This window comes from Methylobacterium organophilum (assembly GCF_022533465.1).
Classification (GTDB): Bacteria; Pseudomonadota; Alphaproteobacteria; order Rhizobiales; family Beijerinckiaceae; genus Methylobacterium; species Methylobacterium organophilum.
In genome coordinates this window covers 4100225-4117222 of sequence record NZ_CP092848.1, presented here as the reverse complement: position 1 = coordinate 4117222, position 16998 = coordinate 4100225, and the positions used below count along the sequence as shown (strand labels likewise).

The following is a 16998-nucleotide window of genomic DNA, read 5'->3' as shown; positions in this document are numbered from 1 at the left end:
CGCTCTACTGAAAAGAAGTGCGTGACCCGCGGGAGCGAAATATCCTGAAATTAAAAAATGACAGCCTGGAGTAGCTTGCGCCACTAACCCCAACCAGAAAAGTCTCTTAAACTCCAAGGTCAACACGGCCATCCGGTCGGCTTCGATCCTGTTCGAAATCATGTCGGCTTCAGAACTGTGCACGCAGCCGTGTCCCGAAGATAAAGGCCGGCCCACGATCCCGATTGTATCCGGGGCTTACTACGATCTGACTGTCGAACGTCAGTCGTATAGAAGGCGCCAGCGGCAAGCTGTAGTAAGCTTCGACGATCCTCTCGGCCCCAGGGTGGGGCAATCGACCGTCCCCGACGAGGATGCCGAGTCCTCCGGCATCGAAGTAGGCTTGATGCGGGCGGGTGATACCGTTGATGACGCCGGCTAATCCCACGGTGTCCGATGGGCGTCCCCAACGCTCACCCGCGATCGACAATCCCGCTGCCAAGGTTCTATCGACGTCGGTGAACTCGTACGGCTCAACATTTCCGTCGGCCAAGCCGCATCGGACGAACATACCGACGTCGGGCAAGATCTGCTGTTCGAGGTTGAAGCTGAGCCCTGGGCGGCTGCGGTAGCGGCGGACGGTCGCCACATCCGCGGGCCCGCCCGTCACCATTGCCAGACGAACCGCGTCGTCGAAGCGACCCATGCGGCCGCGACTGAGAAAGCCGGTGACCTTGATCTTGCCGGGTCGTCCCCAAAGTTCATGCCTCCGTTCGATCTCGAGAACGGCTTGATTTTGATTGAAACCTGGGTCCAGATCCTTGCTGTTGGGGACAATAGAGAGGTCGAAAAAGCCCGCGCGGAACACCCAGGCGTCCTGGTACCACTCTGCTGCGGCGCCGACCGTATAGCCCCACGCATTCGCAGCGTAATCGAATGTGCCGGTGTCAATAAGGGCCCAGTTGAGGAAGTCGGTTCGTGGGTCGTGGGCGTACCTGTTGGTGTCGAAGACATCAGCGACGCTGAACTTCCCTAACGTCAGCACGATCCTGTCGGCCTGCCGCGACCCGCCGAGCTGGTTCAGATCTGGATCGACCCTCTCGGTTTCGCCTCCCAAGCCGATTATCTGGCGGATGAAAGCGCGGTGAAGCTTCACGTAGGGGGTGATGCTGCCGACCTTGTAAGCTTCCCCGTTTGGGAAACCAGCGACACCAAGCGTGGTACTGAGACCAAAACCCTGATCGACCTCCGGGTTTAACCAAATCTCTGCCCCGGGCCACAGCCGCATACCCGCGTAGAGCGTGAAATCGAAGGTCTCCTTAATCTGCCCTTTGGCGTTGAGGCTGTTCGGCCCACGGTAGGGCGAGCGAAACCGAGAATTGCCCTGTGTGACGAAGGTGGTCTGGGCGCGAATGGCCCAGTCTTCTTCGACGAAAGCATCTGACACCGGAGCGTCCGAAGAGGGCGAACGCGACGTATCCTTCATCTCCGATCCGGCAGAATTCCAAACCGCGTCGCCGGTCCGAAAGATCGGGATGCTGGGTCCGCTGCCCGTGGTCAGCTTGAAGTCGGAGCCGCTGTCGGAAGCGTCAGCGCCGCCCTTTGCGTTGAGATGGTCGCCGAACCAATCGACGAAGGTCGGCCTCGACGGCATCGAGCGACCGAGCGGGAGGTCAGCCGTTCGACCGAACTCAACCGACATCAGCAACAGGGTCAGCGCACCCATAGCGGCTGCAGGGAGGGCGCAACACCGGGTAGGCATCGTGAATGCGGGCCCGAATTGATTAGCTGTTGCTATACCGTAAGCGGTGTGCTCAGGCCACGAGGAATGCTCAATCCGCTGCAGCAACTGCAGTGTCCTGCTGGTGCCCGACCTCAAGCCGGATGCTCCGGCTTGCCATAAGGATTTCGCACAGGAAGCCTGCAATGGCGGCGATCGTGAAGGCCAGAGCCAGTCCAAAACAACCGTAGAGCACCGTCTCCGTTGTCGCGTTCCTCAACTCGCCGATGAAAAGCACCATGGCTGCGATGCCCGTCAGGAACCCCGCCAAAGCCACGAGGCACACAGCTCCGTCGAGCAGGAGGGATCTCCGCTGCAATTGCGACAGCTGACGCGCCAGCCTTTTGGTCTCGCGGGAAGGCCCCTTCTTAAGATCCTGGGAGAGGTCACGGACTTGGTCCCCGATCCGGCCGTGGCGCGTTGCGAAAACGTTGAGCAAGGTCGCCAGGGCCGAGAGTAGAAAGATCGGGGTCAAGGCGACTTGGATGATGTGAGACAGATTGTCGAGGGCAACAGCAGTCGGATTTGGCATGCCGAGGCTCATAGGCAAAGCAGGCCTTGGATACCAGGGCCGATCGCGGGCGGTTTGACGCTTCGCCACGTGCAGCCCTGCAGAGCGCGGTCGCGACGCCATCCACTGAACCAACGCGCCGTGATTAACCGGCCATTAACCGCAATCCCTAACCCTTCCTTCAGGATTTTGCGAGTCGCGCCGGCATCGATCGTCCGCTCGCCGGATCAGGGGAGAGAACAGATGGCCGGGAGCGAGGGCGTCTCTGGATCCGCCATTGCGGCGGCAGGCCTGCGGGTGCAGCAGGGCCGCCTGCGCGTCATGACCGAGAACCTCGCCAACGCAAACAGCACCGCGAGCACGCCCGGCGGCGACCCCTACCGGCGCAAGATCGCGGTGTTCGAGCCGGTCGGGGCCGATGCCGAGCCGACCGGTCGCGTCGTGCGCGACACCAGCCCGTTCCGCTCAATCTCCAGCCCCGGGCACCCCGCTGCCGACGCGCAGGGCATTCTGAAGCTGCCCAACGTCAATCCTGCCACCGAGATGGCCGGGTTGCGCGCGGCGATGGGCGCCTACGAATCCAATCTGAAGGTGATCGCGACGCTCGACGACCTCAACAGGCGCACCGTCGACCTGCTGAAGATCTGAGGAGCGTCATTCGCTTGAGACGCCCGTTCGTTCGGCTCCGCGGCGCAGCGGATGCGCGCGGCGCCGATCGGCGAGCGCGTGCAGCACGGCTCTCCAGACCGGCTCGGGCTGCTCGGGGTCCAGAAGCTCGCCCTCGCTCAACGGCTGCACGGCTCCTGCGGCTGATGCGTCCAGGGGAACCAGTGTACGCCCGGTGTCGCAGCGTAGCGCCTCGATCGCCGCAATCAGCGAACCCGAGCGCGCCAGGGTGCGGGCGATGTCGTCCGGTGGAACACCGAGGTGCTCGCCGAGAAGCGCATCGCGCAAGCCGAGGATCTCTGCCGCGACGGCTCGATCGGTCGCATGGCCAGGCACGGCTTCGACGGCCAGATCGCATTCCGTATCGAGGCCCATCGAGCGGTTGTTCAGGTTGGACGAGCCGATCTTCAGCAGGCAGTCGTCGACGATCAGCACCTTGGCATGCACGTAGATCGGCTGCCCGGCTGCGGTCACCGGACGATAGATGCGGAAGCGTCCGAAGCGGTCCGCGCCGCGGATACGCGCCAGAACACGGCCGCGTCCCCGTCCCATGGCCGCTTCCTCGAGCCAGCCCATGGCACGCTCGGGATTGATCACGACGATCTCGGGCCCGTCCGGCTCCCTCAGACGGGATGCCATGGCCTCGGCGATGCAGCGTGCGGCGAAGTACTGACTCTCAATATAGATCGTGTGTCGCGCGGCTGCGATGGCGGCGAGGTAGAGTTGCTCGATCTCGTGCACGTTGGGGCGGCCGTGAAAGGGCGGCGCGGTCCGGGCGATCCCCACCTGCACGTCGCGCAGAAGCGGCCTCAGCCCGTCGGGCCAGGGGTCTTGCGTAGATGGACCGGGCGGCGCGATCCGCTCGCCGGTAGCATAGTGCCAGCGCTCGCGCGCAAGGTCACCGAGGGCTGACGCGGCCGCGCCGTCGACCGCGACGGTGGCGTCGTGGAACGGCGCGTAGGCGCGTCCCGACGGGCGCACCCGGCGCGTGTCCTGGTCGGCATGGTCGCGGGTGTCCCAGCGGTCGTCCGTCATGTCGATGCCGCCGCAGAAAGCGAGCGCGTCGTCGATCACCACGATCTTCTGGTGATGCGAGGCTCCGGGCGGGTGGGCACTGTCGAGCCGGAACTGGAAGCCGCGGGCCCGCATCGAGTTCAGAAGGTAGAGCGGCGTCGTGCCGCGCGCCAGCGTGCCGAGGACCCCTAAATTCCACTGCAGCACGCGGATGCTCAGCTCCGGCCGGCGCCGGCCGAGTTCGGACAGGAACGGGCCGAGTTCCTCCGGCAGGCCCGGCAGCGGGTGGTCGGGGTCGAGCTTGATGCGGGTGTCGAACTCCCAGCCGATGAACAAAACCGCGTGGCGGGCGCGCAGGAGGGCGCTGCGCAGATGCGCGAAGTAGGCGGCGGCATCCACGATTGGGGCAAAGCGCGCCGCAGGCTCGACGCGCCAGCAGGTCAGGCCGGACTGCAGCAGCTTCGCCCCGCCCGTGAGCGGGACCGATGCCGTATGGGGCGGATGATGCATCGGCGCGTTTGGTCCCCGGGATGGCGGCCCGCTGCATCGTCGCGCTGCAACAGGGCGCGGGCAGCGCTTTGGTGTCTGCGTATGAACCCGCCCCCCACTTAGTGCGTTCCCGATCCGACCTGCGGCGGCAAGGCTTCTGCAGGTGCCGCTTGCGAGGAGGTTGCGCTGGTCGACTGGATCGTAGCCGCGATCGAGCGGACCGGCTATCTCGGCGTCTTCCTGCTGATGCTGATCGACAACATCTTCCCGCCGATCCCCTCTGAGGTGATCATGCCGCTGGCAGGCTTTGCCGCGGCGCGCGGCCAGCTCAGCCTCGTCGGCGTGTTCCTCGCCGGCACGGCCGGATCGCTCTCCGGCGCGCTGGTCTGGTACGGCGTGGGGCGCTGGCTCGGACGCGAGCGCTTGCGGCGCTTCGCGGCCCGGCACGGGCGCTGGCTCACCCTGAGCCCGGCGGAGGTCGATCGGGCCGGCGCCTGGTTCGCCCGGCGCGGCGGCGTCACCGTCCTAGTCGGTCGCGTCGTCCCGGGCGTGCGCAGCCTGATCTCGGTGCCGGCCGGGGTGGCCGGTATGCCGCTCACGCCCTTTCTGGCCTACTCGGCTCTCGGCACGATCGTCTGGACCGGGCTGCTGACGGCGGCCGGCTACGGGCTTGGCGAGAACTACCGCAGCGTGGGCCGCCTCATCGAGCCGATCGGCAACGGCGTGCTGGTCCTGGCGCTCGTGCTCTACCTCTATCGTGTCGCCACCTTCGGACGCCGGAGCGGCGTTCGGGGCTGAGGCGCGGCAGAAACAGTCCTTTGCCGGCGTGATCGCGCGACGCTCGCTTCAGCGGAACGCGAACAGGCAGGCCGTGACATGACGTAGAGGAGTTCGCGTGAAACGCTTTCTGATCCTGGTTGCCGTCGCGGTCATGGCCACCCTCCCGGCCCTCCTGCTGCGCGCGACGGGCTGGCGGCCCAGCCCGGTCCTCGATGCCGCCGCCTTCGGCAGCGCCATTCTGGCGGCGGGCTTCCTGCTGTCTTGGGGAGCGGAGACGGCCGAGCAGCATATCGCGCAAGGCCTGATCCTGGCCGTGGTCGCCCTGGTGACCGTGCTGCCGGAATACGCGGTCGATCTCTATTAAGCCTACAAGGCCGGGCTCGAGGGTCCGGGGTCGCAATACGTTCATTACGCCGCCGCCAACATGACCGGCGCCAACCGGTTGCTCGTCGGCTTGGCCTGGCCCCTGATGGTGTTCCTGCATTGGACGAAGGACCGGCACCGCGCGGTCGATCTTGCCCCTGTCAATGCCGTCGAGATGGGCTTCCTGCTGCTTGCCAGCCTCTACGCCTTCGTGATCCTGTTCAAGCGCAGCATTTCCGTCGTGGATTTCGCCGTGCTCGCGGCCATCTTTGCGGCCTACGTCTGGCGCGTGCGCAACCTTCAGAAGAGCGACAATCCGGACGAGGCGGAGGAGCCGGGGCCAGCTGCCGCTCTAAACGCCTTGTCTCCCGGCCAGCAATGGGCCGCGATCGGGGCTCTGGTGGCCGTGGCCTGCGGCGTCATCCTCGCCTCGGCCGAACCCTTCGCCGAGGCCATGGTGGGCACCGGCCGGGCGATCGGGCTCAACGAGTTTCTGCTGATCCAGTGGCTGGCGCCCCTGGCCAGCGAGGCGCCGGCCATCTCGGTGGCGGTGCTGTTCGTGCTGGCCAACCGCGCCGGCGACGGGCTGATCGCCTGTCCGCCGTCAGCGGCCGTGAGACAGAGTGAGGCCCTTCACGAACGGAGGATGACTGGTTCATCGTAGCCCCCAAGGAGCGAAGATGAAGCAGACATCCGGGCCGGCACGGAAGCCGGCAGAGGCGGTGATCAAGGACATCCGCCGCGCCACCCGCCGCCAGTTCTCGGCCGAGGAGAAGATCCGCATCGTGCTGGAGGGCCTGCGCGGCGAGGACAGCATCGCAGAGCTGTGCCGACGCGAAGGCATTGCCACCTCGATGTACTACGGCTGGTCCAAGGAGTTCCTGGAAGCGGGCAAGAAGCGGCTGGCCGGCGACACGGCCCGCGCCGCCACCTCGGACGAGGTCAAGGACCTGCGCCGTGAGGCTCGTGCCCTCAAGGAGGTCGTGGCCGATCTCACCCTGGAAAACCGCCTGCTCAAAAAAAGTATGAGCGGAGCTGGGGAAGACGAGGCATGAGGTACTCGGCTTCTGAGAAGCTGGAGATCATCCGGCTGGTCGAGCAGTCCTCTCTGCCGGTGCGCGCCACCCTGGAGAAACTCGGCATCCCGCGCGCCACATTCTACCGCTGGTACGACGCCTACCAGCAAGGGGGACCCGAGGCCCTGGCCGACCGACCCTCTCGGCCCAGCCGGGTCTGGAACCGCCTGCCCACGGCGATCCGCGAGCAGATCGTCGCCCTCGCGCTCGAGCAGCCGGAGCTCAGCCCACGCGAGCTGGCCGTGCGCTTCACCGACGAGCAGCGCTCCTTCGTCTCGGAAGCCACGGTCTACCGCCTGCTCAAGGCGCACGACCTGATCACCAGCCCAGCCTACATCGTTGTCAAGGCAGCCGACGAGTTCCGTGACAAGACCACGGCCTCCAACCAGCTCTGGCAGACCGACTTCACCTACCTGAAGGTGGTCGGCTGGGGCTGGTACTATCTGTCGACGGTGCTCGACGACTTCTCCCGCTTCATCGTGGCCTGGAAGCTGTGCGCCACGATGCAGGCCAGCGACGTCACTGCCACGCTCGACCTGGCGCTCAGCGCCGCCGGGCTCGATCAGGTGCAGGTGGTGCACCGGCCGCGGCTGCTGACCGACAACGGATCGAGCTACGTCGCGGGTGACCTGGCCGACTGGCTCGGCAGCCGCGGCATGACCCACATCCGCGGTGCTCCCCGCCATCCCCAAACTCAGGGCAAGATCGAGCGCTGGCACCAGACGCTGAAGAACCGCATCCTGCTCGAACACGCCTATCTGCCCGGCGAGTTGGAGGCGCGGGTCGGGGCGTTCGTGGAGCACTACAACCACGTCCGAGCTCATGAGAGCCTGAACAATCTCACGCCGGCCGACGTCTACTTCGGCCGGGGCGAGGCCATCCTGCGCGAGCGGGAGCGGATCAAGCGCCAGACTCTCACCGACCGCCGCTTGCGCCACCACGCGCAGGCTGCCTAACTTCTCAACCCAGGTGGACCAGTGCCTCCGTTCCTGAGGCCCGCAGCCTGTCTCAAATCATCTGACGACGGACAGGCGCCGGTGAACAGGACCAGACGGCCCTTGCTGGCCTGCCACCAAGGCCTGTCAGCGCTCTCGCCATGTGCGTGCCCTTGCTTTGCGAGAACGCCGTCATGCTGGTCTGCCGCCGTCAGGGGTGCCTGCTCGTCCTGGTCACAGCCCGGCTCACCACAGCCGTGTGCTGCGTTCGCATCGCGGCGGCCGAGCAGCTCGTGCTCGGGACCGGAAGTGAGGGATGGCGGCAATTTGCGCGTGAGCGTGTAGCCGAGGCCGGCCACGCGTTTCTCGACGGTCCTTGAGGAGATCTGGGTCTGATCGATCGTGGCGGTCAGGGTCTCGGTGATCGTCGAAGCCCTGACGTCGCTGACGCCCGGCAACTTGGCCAACGCCGTTTGGATCTTGCCGACGCAGCTGGCGCAATCCATCCCCTCGACCTTCCAGGTGAAGGTCGAACCGTTCTCGCGCGCGGCGTCCGCACTGTGTCCCGTCATGAGATCCTCCTGCTCCCCGGCAGCCTAGAACCTTTAGCCGCTAGAGGAGCAAGGAGCGGTCGGTCTCAGCCTTGGCTCTGCCACTGCGTCATGACCTCTTGGCTCGACCTGCTGAGGTGCACATGCGCGTCGACGCGCTCGACCCAGGCGAGCGGGATGAGGTGATGCGCGCCGTGCGCGGCCGGATCGTTCCGGGTCAGCTTGATCTGATCGGATCCCTGCATGTGGTCGACGGTGCCGACATGGTGCCCATCGGACGCCTTGACCTCCATGTGCTCTTTGATCTGGCTTGCATCGATCATGACGTATCTCCTCGACCTGAGACGGCTGACACATGGTATGAGGGGAGACGCTCGACGAGCGCCTCGCGCGCTAGGCGGCCATCTTCCGGCAGCTCTCGGCGCAAGTCCGATACCGTTCGAGGCCGATGAGAACACCGTCTCGCCCTGGAACCGGGGATAGCGACGAGAGAACCAGCGCTGCAAGGAATGGTTGCGCACAGTCGTGCTCGAGCCCAACATCGATGATCTCGGAGTATTCCCGCGGGGGGTCTCGTGCTCGGTCCGGAAGAGCCGCTCGAGATCGCAATCCATGATTCAGTCGCGCGCCAGCGACGACGTGCGGGGACGTCGCGGATCAACGGAGGGAGAGACGACGATGAGACGCAGCGCCCTGTCGACCCTGCTTTGGCTCGGCTGCCTGCACGGAGCCCATGCTCAGGAAGCCCCATTTGGCCTGTCCTGGGGACCCGTCGACACGGTGCCGAAGCCCTCGATGGTCGACCGCGAAGCGAACATCACGGCGCTGACCTACTTCCACGACCGTCCGCTGGCCGCGGGCATCGATACGGACGAGGTCATCCTGGAAGTCTGCCGGGACGAGGGCCTGCAGCAGGTCATCTGGCTCAGCCGTCCGCTCTCGGAGGCCGAACTGCCGTCGCGCTACGAGGCCATCTACCGGGAGGGCGTGCGGCGGTACGGTCAGCCGCAAACCGAGCCGGGTGCCGAGACTGTGTCGTGGCCGTCTGGACGCGCGCTCCTGGCCGTCAGGAAGGCTGTTCCCGGCGAGCGGCGCTTGACCATGCTGGCCAGGGGCGACCACTACGAGGCGTGCTCGGTCGCCCACCAGGCGGCCACAGGCCACCCGGCCTCCCGGCACGCGTCGGACCTAATCCTCGGGCAGACCCCGTGAAGCAGGTCGCGATCATCCGCACCGGGCCTACGATGGCGGCCGATCCACAAACCGCCGAGATAATCGGGCTCGGTGCGACGCCATATGCGGCCTTGATCGGACAATCGCCGCCTTGGTGCCCGGACATGACGATGCGGCCTGAGCCCGGGGCTTCATGAGCGGTGCGCCGCAGTGGGCTTCGTCAGCGGACGACGATCGGCCGACCTGCGGGCCCCGTCCTCCTTTCGAGAGCAAGCCGGTTCCCGCAAACCTGTCCCGCCGGGATCATCCCGGACGGGACGACATGGACGCCACGCACGCCCTCCAGCGCAGGCTTCGAGGCCGGGGGGTGGCGCCCGTACCGGTCGCCCCGCGCCAGCTGTGCTGCGCAGCCGAGAAGCTCACAAGTGGCATCGAACCGTCATCGGCCGTCGATAAAACAGGCGCACCCGGAGATTGCCGCCTGTTTCGGCGGTGACGCGCCCCTGACCGAACCCGCGGCATTCGGGGAACGATCGATCGCGCGCACGACCACGATGCGTTTCGAATGTCGCCCCATTCGCCCGCACGCGGGTTCGCAGTCGTGATTACGGCCGATGGGAAGAGCGGCATGGCTGCCGTCGCTGCGAGCAACCCACACGCTATGCCGCTTGAATTCTGGAAGTTCGGCCTCTCCCCGTCCCGCTCCATAGGCGTGGCGAGGGGCGTGAGGGCGGTGTCTACCTCGGTGGTACGCGTGGCTATCTCATCGGCCGGGGTCGTCAGCTCAACCCGAACCCGGCGGCGGGCTTGCACGAAGCCGCTCGTCCATGGTTAGCAGCGCGGCCAAGTTTGGGCGGATGCCGCATCGTGTCCTGGTCACCGCATCGCTAGTCCGGGTTCGGTTCACGCATGTGGAGGCGGCACGATGAGCCGGTGGAGACAGGCCGCAGGACGCCTCCGCGCAGGTGCAGGGGTTGCGACGTTGCTCGCTGGCGTGTCCACCGGCGCCCACGGGGCCAATCTCGCCACGCCGACGCCACACGACGCGACGCACCTGCCCTCCTTCGGTGCCTGGGCGGGCGGCTATATCGGATGGCAGGGCAGCGCCGGTGACGCCTTCGGCAGCTTCGGCTTCGGTTCCGGCATGATCGGCCGCCGTTCGGTGCCGGAATTCCGCACCGGGGATGCCACGGGCCGCAACGATGCCGGGCGCGATGCGACCACCGCGCTCGGCGGCCTGTTCGGCGGGTATGCTTGGCAGAGCGGCCCGTTCGTGTATGGCCTTGAAGCCGACGTTGACGCCTCGAACCTGGAGCGGCCCGTGTCCAGGTGCTGATCGCCCAGCAGGGCTACCTCTCGGCCCTGGTCACTTCGGCGGGCGCGCGCGCCACCCAGTACGCCGACACCGCCGCCCTGTTCGTGGCGCTCGGCGGCGGCTGGTGGAACCGGGCCGACGTGGCCCCGCCCCCGCCCGAGAAGGACCCGCTCAAGTTCCTGTGAAGGGGCTCTCCCGCGGGACCGGCCAGCCGTCCGCCTCGGGGTCCGCCCGAGCCCAAATCGCACGCCGACGGTCGGGCAGGGCATCCACGCGACTGAGCCGACGCGGCTCAGATCCCCTCGCCAGCTCATGCTGGGCGGTTCTGTCCATGAACGCCGGGCCCGGTGTCGGCCTCGGGAGGTCGGTCATGTGATGGCTCACGAACGGTCGCGGGCGTGGCGCGTCGGTGCCGAGCCCAAGGTCCGGCCCATGGGATTCCGTCAGGGGCATGGATTGGATCCCCGGCCCCGGACGTTTCCTTCCGATCCAGGAGGGTAACGATGGTAAGCGTCAGGCTTTCACACGTTTGCTGCCGGTTTGACGGCGGTCGACCAGTTCCAAGGCAGGAGTACGTCGAGATCTCGGGCCGGATGACCGCTGCTCATCCGGGTCAACACGTCGGTGAGGTAGGCATAGAGCTCGACGCCGTTGAGCTTGGCCGTCTCGATCAAAGAAGCGATGACGGCCCACCGCGCTCCGCCGCCATCTGAACCGGCGAACAGGTAGTTCTTGCGCCCGACCGCCATCACCCGTTCATTCTGCCCATGTCGGGCAGGAAGCGGAGGTTCGTTATCGCGGGCACCCCCATTCCGGCCGGAAGGTGCTGGTGCGCCGGGTCGAGCAGCGGACGTACGGCCCGATTCTCCTGGTGCAAGCGCCTTCCGGCGTTGTGATCGTCATGGCCGGATGGATGTTCGACCCGGTTCACTGCGCCGGCATGACGTCCGGGTCTCCGCGCGTCGATGTCACGGCGCTGATCGAGCTGGCGCGGCTGTTGAGTGGGGCAGACAGCCCCGCAAAGTTCCGGAGCGATGTCGGCATCGTTCCGGAGGCACAGGATGGAACCTTTCAAGCGGCCGGCCGCGGTGCCGGATCGGCAGATCAGCTTCCTCTTCGAACAGGACGGGCTGGAGGGCCTGAGCGCTCAGGAACGCGACACGGTCGTCGCAATGCTGGCGCAGATCCTCATGCAGGCCGGCGGCCTCGGCGTCGAGGAGCTTGACGATGACGAGCGCTGAGCTGCTCCCGCCAGCCATCCTGAAGCGAACGGCGGTCGTCTATGTGCGGCAGTCGACGCAATCCCAGGTCATGACCAATCTCGAGAGCAAACGGCGCCAGTACAATCTGGTCGATGTCGCCCGCCAGCGCGGCTTTGTCGACGTCGAGGTCATCGACGATGATCTCGGCCGGTCGGCGAGCGGACTTTAGCAACATCACCGCGCCGACGCGCCCGAACAAAGCCCCGCTTCCGTTTGCCAGCGCCCTGGGCCTACGCGCTCTGCCACGCCGCATGAATGGCCAAAGATACCATGCAGGGAGCTGGAGATTGGATCACTCTCCGGTTCTCTGACCTTGGACCGGAGTTGGCCATGCTTGATCGTGAACAGATCCAGACAAACCTGCCTGAGGTTGCTGTGTTCGTCACGCTGGAACTCAGCAAGTCGGCATGGCTCCTGGCCGCCCAGGCCGTCCCGAGCGGGAAGACCTCTGCACACCGGGTGAGCGGCGGCGACGTGGAGGGCCTGCTCGCCTTGCTGCGCCGCCTGCAGGCTCGCGAACAGCGCAGCTCCGGCCGAGAGGTCGCGATCATCCTCGGCTACGAGGCCGGATACGACGGCTTCTGGCTGCAGCGCCGCCTCGCGGCCGAGGCAATCACCTGCTTCGTCATGGATCCCGGCAGCCTCCAGGTCGACCGCCGCGCGCGACGGGCCAAGACCGACCGGCTCGACGCGGCCATGCTGCTCCGGGCCCTGATGGCGTGGTGCCGCGGCGATCACGCCGCCTGCCGCATGGTGCAGGTGCCCTCGGTCGAGCGCGAGGATGCGCGGCGCACTCATCGCGAGCGCCAGCGCCTGATCGCGGAGCGGGTGCAGCACGTCAACCGGATCAAGGGCCTGCTCGCCACCCAGGGCGTCTACACGTTCCAGCCGCTGCGACGCGACCGTTGGGAGCGGTTGAAGGAGGTGCGCACCGGCGACGGGCGCGACCTGCCTCAGCGCCTGCGCGGCGAGATCGAGCGCGAGTTCCGGCGGCTGGAACTCGTGCTCGAACAGGTTGCGGCCGCCGAGGCCGAGCGCGATGCCGCCGTGGCGGATCCGGCCGTCACGGACGCCGACGCCGAGAAGGTGGCGCGTCTGGCCCGGCTCGGTGGCATCGGCACCGAGCTGGCCACGGTGCTGGTGCGCGAGGCGCTGTACCAGCCGTTCGCCAACCGCAAGCAAATGACCGCCTATTCCGGGCTCACGCCGAACCCGTACGCCAGCGGCGACCGACAGCGCGACCAGGGCATCTCAAAGGCCGGGAACCCACTCCTGCGGAAGTCGATGGTCGAGCTGGCGTGGCTGTGGCTGCGCTATCAGCCGGGCAGCGGGCTCGCCCGCTGGTTCGTCGAGCGGTTCGGCACCGGACGCGGGCGCATCCGCAAGATCACCGCGGTGGCGCTGGCGCGCAAGCTGCTGGTCGCCCTGTGGCGCTATCTCGCCACCGGGCTGGTTCCAGAGGGCGCGCGCCTGAAAGCGGCCTGAGGATCAAGGTTCGTCCGCCGGGCCGGTCCACGGCATGTCGGACGAGTGGGGGCAGGCGTGTGACCGGAGCTCGACGGGGTTTGCTGCCGTCGCCAAAGATGGGTCCCGCCGCCTTCAGCCGGTTCGCCTCGCATGAGGCATCTTGGTCAGGAACGTTCTGTTCCGCCGGACACGAGTGGATCCGCGAGCCCGGCGCTCGCACGACATCCCGGCTCCCCCGCCCGTCCGAAACGTCGATCACCGACCCCCTTGCGGAAATGCCTCATACGAGAGTTTGGATGAAGGACCGGCCGCGCTGCGGGCACCTTCAAACGTAAGTGCCGGCGCTCCGTCTTGCAGCTCCCGCACAAACTGCATAACCTGTACGCGTGGACGCTCGTTAGAGCGCTGGCAGCAATAGCTTTTTTGGTTGCAGGTTCGAGTCCTGCCGGGCCCACTTATCCCCGAGAGATGGAGCGTCTGCGGGCTCTTGCGAATGGCGGCCGCTCTTTTGCGGAGACCCACGGGAGCAGCTGTATTGGCTTCTGCGCTAGATGGTTGGTGACCGCTGGAACCTTTTTCAGCTCCTCCAGCATCAATGCCAGAGCTGTCGGATCGCAATAACGCTCGTCTGTTTCACCGGACCCGGCGTGTCCAAGGATGTCGGCTCTGATTTCCGTGTGAACGCGGGCTTGCTTAAGATTGTTGCCGAGCGAATGTCTGAAGGAGTGGATGACCTTTTTACGTTCTGCTTCGTTTGAGATCGCTTTTCGAAGTCCGCTGCTAAATTCATCGTAGAGGCGATCGCCGAGCGGCGAGCTTGAGTTTGGCGATTTTAGATCCGGAAACACGAGTCCGTATCCGAGTGCGCGAACAGCTTTGACGTAGTCCAAAAACCCGAGGCGGAGCACCTCTGGGTGCAAAGCGACAAACCGAATAGATTGAACGTTCTTAAGACGACGCGTTTCGTTGAATCGAAAAGCAAGGTATGCAATCCCGCTTGCCTCCTCCACGTCGTCGACATGAAGTCCTGCAATTTCCTCTCGTCTCGCGCCTGTATAATAGAGTAAAATAATTGCGAAGTACAAAGCGCGATGGAATACCTGATCGCCGGTGGTAAACGGATCGCGCCACGAACGACAGCCTGTGAAGCAGGGCAGTCGGAAGATCGCCGCAACATCGTCGTTGCTAAGAGATGGTCGCCGGTTACGTGCCCTGTCCCGCTTGCGGGCGCGAAGGAGCGCGAGATCGATGCTCGCATCAATCGCGAGGCCCTGCGCTTTGAGAAATGTTACAAGCTGTCCGAGGAAAGTCAGGTGACGGTTGATGGTATCCCCGACGATGCCTCGTTTGTTGGTTGGAAGCTTGGCGCCAATCTCACGCAGTTCGGCAGTGCTGCGTTCGGCATCACGAGGGCTCTTACCATACGACGGCGAGACGGACCGCAAAAGATCAACTAATTCGGCAAAATGGCTCTGCCGAAGATCAGTCACACGGATGAGGCCGTTCTCGACGAGTAGCTTGGCGAACAGGGCAAAAATCTGACGCGCCTGGTGCTGTGTTTTTGCATCCCAGGTTTCGTCACGAGCGCGCCCGGCGATCATCGCCTCCCCGAACGCTATGATTGGATGCATCCCCTTCTGATGAGGCTCTTGGTCCGTCGTATCCAGCGCGAGGTCCGGGCTTGCTGACACGATTGCAACGCCTGTCGGCATTTGAGGGACGGCATCAGCGTTTGATTGCGAACGAGCTGTACTCACGGTTGCCGTCGAGCCTGTGGCCTCCGGCGGCACCTGCGCTTCCCTCAGCAGGATCGCGTCGCGCAGTGTGACCTCTTCGATCCGAAGACCATCGTAGCGGCGCTCAGTTGCAAAGGCCGCCGCGGACATACCGCGGAAGGCAATCTCCTGAGCTAGAGACAAGTTAGTCATGGTCGGTGCGACCGCTTGGTTTGCGAGCAGCCCTTCCAGCCGAGCGCGAGGCATCAGGTGGCCGTTCTGGCGCACCATCGCGGCCAGCGTCGCCCGTGCTTCCTCAATGTCGAGGTCATTCAGCCCGTCGCGACGCATCTCATCAGCCAACGGAGTATCAATGGTCGCTGCCGCGCCGCGCGCTCCAAGGATACGCAGGATCCATCCCATACGCCGATCGGCACGCCGGCTCGCCTCAGGATCGAAGTCCGGTTCTGCACGTTCTGCCGCAGCGATCCGGTCGAGTTTTTCGAGGTGGGCCAATAGGCTTTCGCGAAAGATGCCGTCGAGCTGGCGGCGGCTCATGATGAGATCGGGTTCGGGCTCGCTCATGGCGCGATGAAAAAGCTGATCGGAATGAGCCGTGAGCTGGCTCGCGAGGAAGCGTGCCCTGGCTGGGTCGCGCGTGCCTAGGCTTACCACGAGCTGCCTGGAACGGCAGAATCGGATCAGCGGCAGCGGGATCCGGCGGCGCCAGGAATAGCTCCCACCGCGCCTGTAAGCATGAGCGATAGCCGGCACCGGACACCTCGTGTGAGACACGCATGTGCAACACCGATGTGTGCCGACGCCTCCCGCTTCAGCGGGAAATCGTTCGAATTCAGAGACTTACGGGGGAATTTGGCTGGGGCGCCAGGATTCTCAGCCAAAACCGAAGGGGTACGACATCAAGGGGTTAGGCCCTCGATCACCCGTCTTGAGCGGCATCGGACCTGGAGAATGGACCATCAGAGTGGACCCTGGTCAACGCTGCGTCCGAAGCATTCCACAACCGGCAACGATTGGCGGCAGGTCCGCATAGCGCCACTTGCAGACCCTAGCCCTTGTGTAACAGCAGGTCCGCTGTTGATGCATGATCGGACGTAAGATGCGCAAGCCTGGCTGCAACGCGTTTAAGCTTGCGGCTAGCTGGTGGCCCGGCGGTAGGACCCGCGCGATCCGTAGTTCCTCTGCTCGGACGCGCGCTCGCCAAGGTCAGCAGGAGGTTGTGCCCACCGAAGCCAAGCCATCCATGATCCTGAATGGCGCCCAGGTGGGCGACCGGTCGCCACTTTTTCAAGTGGATGATCGCTTTCCCGTTGGCGGTGTCCGAAATCCTAACGAGACACTTATTTAATCAACCCCGCTTCACGCTCGAAACTTAACGCGGTTCGGCACAGCTTATGGGCGCGGTCCCCGGAGGAGCGCGTGAACCCCAGACACCCGATGTCTCCCACCATCCAAGTCGACGCCATCCATGTCGACGCTTCGGCCGCGGACGCTGCCCGGTTCATCGTCGGCCAGGACCCCGAGGGCCACTGGGTCGCCATCGAGACCCACGGGCGCGCTGGCGGCCTGTTCCGGAGCCGGAAGGACGCGGTCGACTACGCCGAGGACGAGACCGATCACCGGCCCGACGCCGTGTTGCTGTCCGGGGAGCGCATCGAGCTGCGCATCTGAGGCCATGGTCGGCCGCCTGGAGCGGTCGTGCCCGACACCCCATATCCTTCCCGTCACCAACCGTAGGGGCTTCCCGTGTCCACCAGTACCGGCCGAGTCCGCCACATCCGGCACCTGGCCCCGGACGCCGTTCCGCCGACGTTCCACGTACCTCGGACCTCGTGCTCACCGTTGAGGGCGTGGCCACCCTCGGCGGGTTCTGCCTCCTGCTCGCCGCCGACGCCCTGGGC

General features: G+C 65.5%; 16 protein-coding genes and 4 pseudogenes. 12 read left to right on the top strand and 8 right to left on the bottom strand.

Annotation, left to right across the window (positions count from 1 at the left end; all coding sequences use genetic code 11):
- Nucleotides 1–169: 169 nt before the first annotated feature.
- Both MMB17_RS19445 and MMB17_RS19440 read right to left on the bottom strand, forming a co-directional pair.
- Nucleotides 170–1705: a carbohydrate porin gene (locus tag MMB17_RS19445; RefSeq protein ID WP_053080306.1), complete on the bottom strand. Its 1536-nt coding sequence runs from the start codon at nt 1703–1705 to the stop codon at nt 170–172.
- A gap of 106 nt (nt 1706–1811) precedes the next feature.
- A complete protein-coding gene (locus MMB17_RS19440; protein ID WP_048444058.1) occupies nt 1812–2291 on the bottom strand; it encodes a DUF2721 domain-containing protein in 480 nt (159 codons plus the stop codon).
- Nucleotides 2292–2513: 222 nt separating this feature from the next.
- Between MMB17_RS19440 and MMB17_RS19435 the strand changes: the two genes are divergently transcribed.
- Nucleotides 2514–2918 (top strand): flagellar basal body rod C-terminal domain-containing protein, encoded by a 405-nt coding sequence (locus MMB17_RS19435; RefSeq protein ID WP_048444049.1) that lies wholly within the window; start codon nt 2514–2516, stop codon nt 2916–2918.
- A gap of 6 nt (nt 2919–2924) precedes the next feature.
- On the opposite strand, the gene MMB17_RS19430 is transcribed toward MMB17_RS19435, so the two are convergent.
- Nucleotides 2925–4460, bottom strand: coding sequence for a phospholipase D-like domain-containing protein (locus MMB17_RS19430; RefSeq protein ID WP_048444050.1), 1536 nt, complete (start codon nt 4458–4460; stop codon nt 2925–2927).
- A 225-nt stretch (nt 4461–4685) separates the two neighbouring features.
- Between MMB17_RS19430 and MMB17_RS19425 the strand changes: the two genes are divergently transcribed.
- The 4 genes from MMB17_RS19425 (at nt 4686) to MMB17_RS19410 (ending at nt 7614) form a co-directional block, all read left to right on the top strand.
- Entirely contained in the window at nt 4686–5237 is a 552-nt protein-coding gene (locus tag MMB17_RS19425; RefSeq protein WP_091891680.1) for a DedA family protein, read from the top strand.
- A gap of 97 nt (nt 5238–5334) precedes the next feature.
- Nucleotides 5335–5583 carry a hypothetical protein gene (locus tag MMB17_RS19420; RefSeq protein ID WP_236012820.1) on the top strand — a complete coding sequence of 83 codons (249 nt, stop codon included), beginning with the start codon at nt 5335–5337 and terminating at the stop codon, nt 5581–5583.
- Between the two features lie 60 nt (nt 5584–5643).
- Nucleotides 5644–6246, top strand: a complete 603-nt coding sequence (locus MMB17_RS19415) for a hypothetical protein (RefSeq protein WP_241099971.1) — start codon at nt 5644–5646, stop codon at nt 6244–6246.
- Nucleotides 6247–6262: 16 nt separating this feature from the next.
- Nucleotides 6263–7614 (top strand): IS3 family transposase gene (locus MMB17_RS19410; RefSeq protein WP_085987083.1). Its coding sequence is split into 2 segments (ribosomal slippage): nt 6263–6599 and nt 6599–7614, totalling 1353 coding nucleotides; the frame shifts between segments, so codons are not numbered across the junction.
- Here the strand turns inward: MMB17_RS19410 and MMB17_RS19405 are convergent.
- Together MMB17_RS19405 and MMB17_RS19400 are read right to left on the bottom strand one after the other, a co-directional pair.
- Complete coding sequence (locus MMB17_RS19405; protein ID WP_241099970.1) at nt 7611–8165, bottom strand: heavy-metal-associated domain-containing protein; 555 nt, start codon at nt 8163–8165, stop codon at nt 7611–7613. The genes MMB17_RS19410 and MMB17_RS19405 overlap by 4 nt on opposite strands.
- Before the next feature lie 65 nt (nt 8166–8230).
- The gene (locus tag MMB17_RS19400) at nt 8231–8467 is read right to left on the bottom strand and encodes a DUF2171 domain-containing protein (RefSeq protein ID WP_048447856.1); all 237 of its coding nucleotides are present in this window, start codon (nt 8465–8467) and stop codon (nt 8231–8233) included.
- Nucleotides 8468–8822: 355 nt separating this feature from the next.
- On the opposite strand from MMB17_RS19400, the gene MMB17_RS19395 reads away from it, so the two are divergent.
- The 3 genes and pseudogenes from MMB17_RS19395 to MMB17_RS19385 all read left to right on the top strand — a co-directional run.
- On the top strand, nt 8823–9356 hold the full coding sequence (locus MMB17_RS19395) for a hypothetical protein (protein ID WP_048447857.1): 534 nt from the start codon (nt 8823–8825) through the stop codon (nt 9354–9356).
- Between the two features lie 955 nt (nt 9357–10311).
- Nucleotides 10312–10653: a hypothetical protein gene (locus tag MMB17_RS19390; protein ID WP_048447858.1), complete on the top strand. Its 342-nt coding sequence runs from the start codon at nt 10312–10314 to the stop codon at nt 10651–10653.
- Nucleotides 10644–10817, top strand: a pseudogene (locus MMB17_RS19385) (histidine kinase); the annotation flags it as partial. The gene MMB17_RS19390 and the pseudogene MMB17_RS19385, both read left to right, overlap by 10 nt.
- A 336-nt stretch (nt 10818–11153) precedes the next feature.
- Here the strand turns inward: MMB17_RS19385 and MMB17_RS19380 are convergent.
- Nucleotides 11154–11387: pseudogene (locus MMB17_RS19380) on the bottom strand (transposase domain-containing protein); the annotation flags it as partial.
- Between the two features lie 306 nt (nt 11388–11693).
- On the opposite strand from MMB17_RS19380, the gene MMB17_RS19375 reads away from it, so the two are divergent.
- The 3 genes and pseudogenes from MMB17_RS19375 (at nt 11694) to MMB17_RS19365 (ending at nt 13379) form a co-directional block, all read left to right on the top strand.
- On the top strand, nt 11694–11873 hold the full coding sequence (locus MMB17_RS19375; RefSeq protein WP_048447860.1) for a hypothetical protein: 180 nt from the start codon (nt 11694–11696) through the stop codon (nt 11871–11873).
- Nucleotides 11860–12057 (top strand): annotated as a pseudogene (locus tag MMB17_RS19370) (recombinase family protein); the annotation flags it as partial. The gene MMB17_RS19375 and the pseudogene MMB17_RS19370, both read left to right, overlap by 14 nt.
- 167 nt (nt 12058–12224) lie before the next feature.
- Nucleotides 12225–13379, top strand: a complete 1155-nt coding sequence (locus MMB17_RS19365) for an IS110 family RNA-guided transposase (protein ID WP_048447862.1) — start codon at nt 12225–12227, stop codon at nt 13377–13379.
- Between the two features lie 437 nt (nt 13380–13816).
- On the opposite strand, the gene MMB17_RS19360 is transcribed toward MMB17_RS19365, so the two are convergent.
- Together MMB17_RS19360 and MMB17_RS25440 are read right to left on the bottom strand one after the other, a co-directional pair.
- Nucleotides 13817–15634: a site-specific integrase gene (locus tag MMB17_RS19360; RefSeq protein ID WP_167350808.1), complete on the bottom strand. Its 1818-nt coding sequence runs from the start codon at nt 15632–15634 to the stop codon at nt 13817–13819.
- A gap of 87 nt (nt 15635–15721) precedes the next feature.
- Nucleotides 15722–15850: pseudogene (locus tag MMB17_RS25440) on the bottom strand (DUF6538 domain-containing protein); the annotation flags it as partial.
- Between the two features lie 684 nt (nt 15851–16534).
- On the opposite strand from MMB17_RS25440, the gene MMB17_RS19355 reads away from it, so the two are divergent.
- The gene (locus MMB17_RS19355; protein WP_241099969.1) at nt 16535–16768 is read left to right on the top strand and encodes a hypothetical protein; all 234 of its coding nucleotides are present in this window, start codon (nt 16535–16537) and stop codon (nt 16766–16768) included.
- Nucleotides 16769–16998 lie beyond the last annotated feature (230 nt).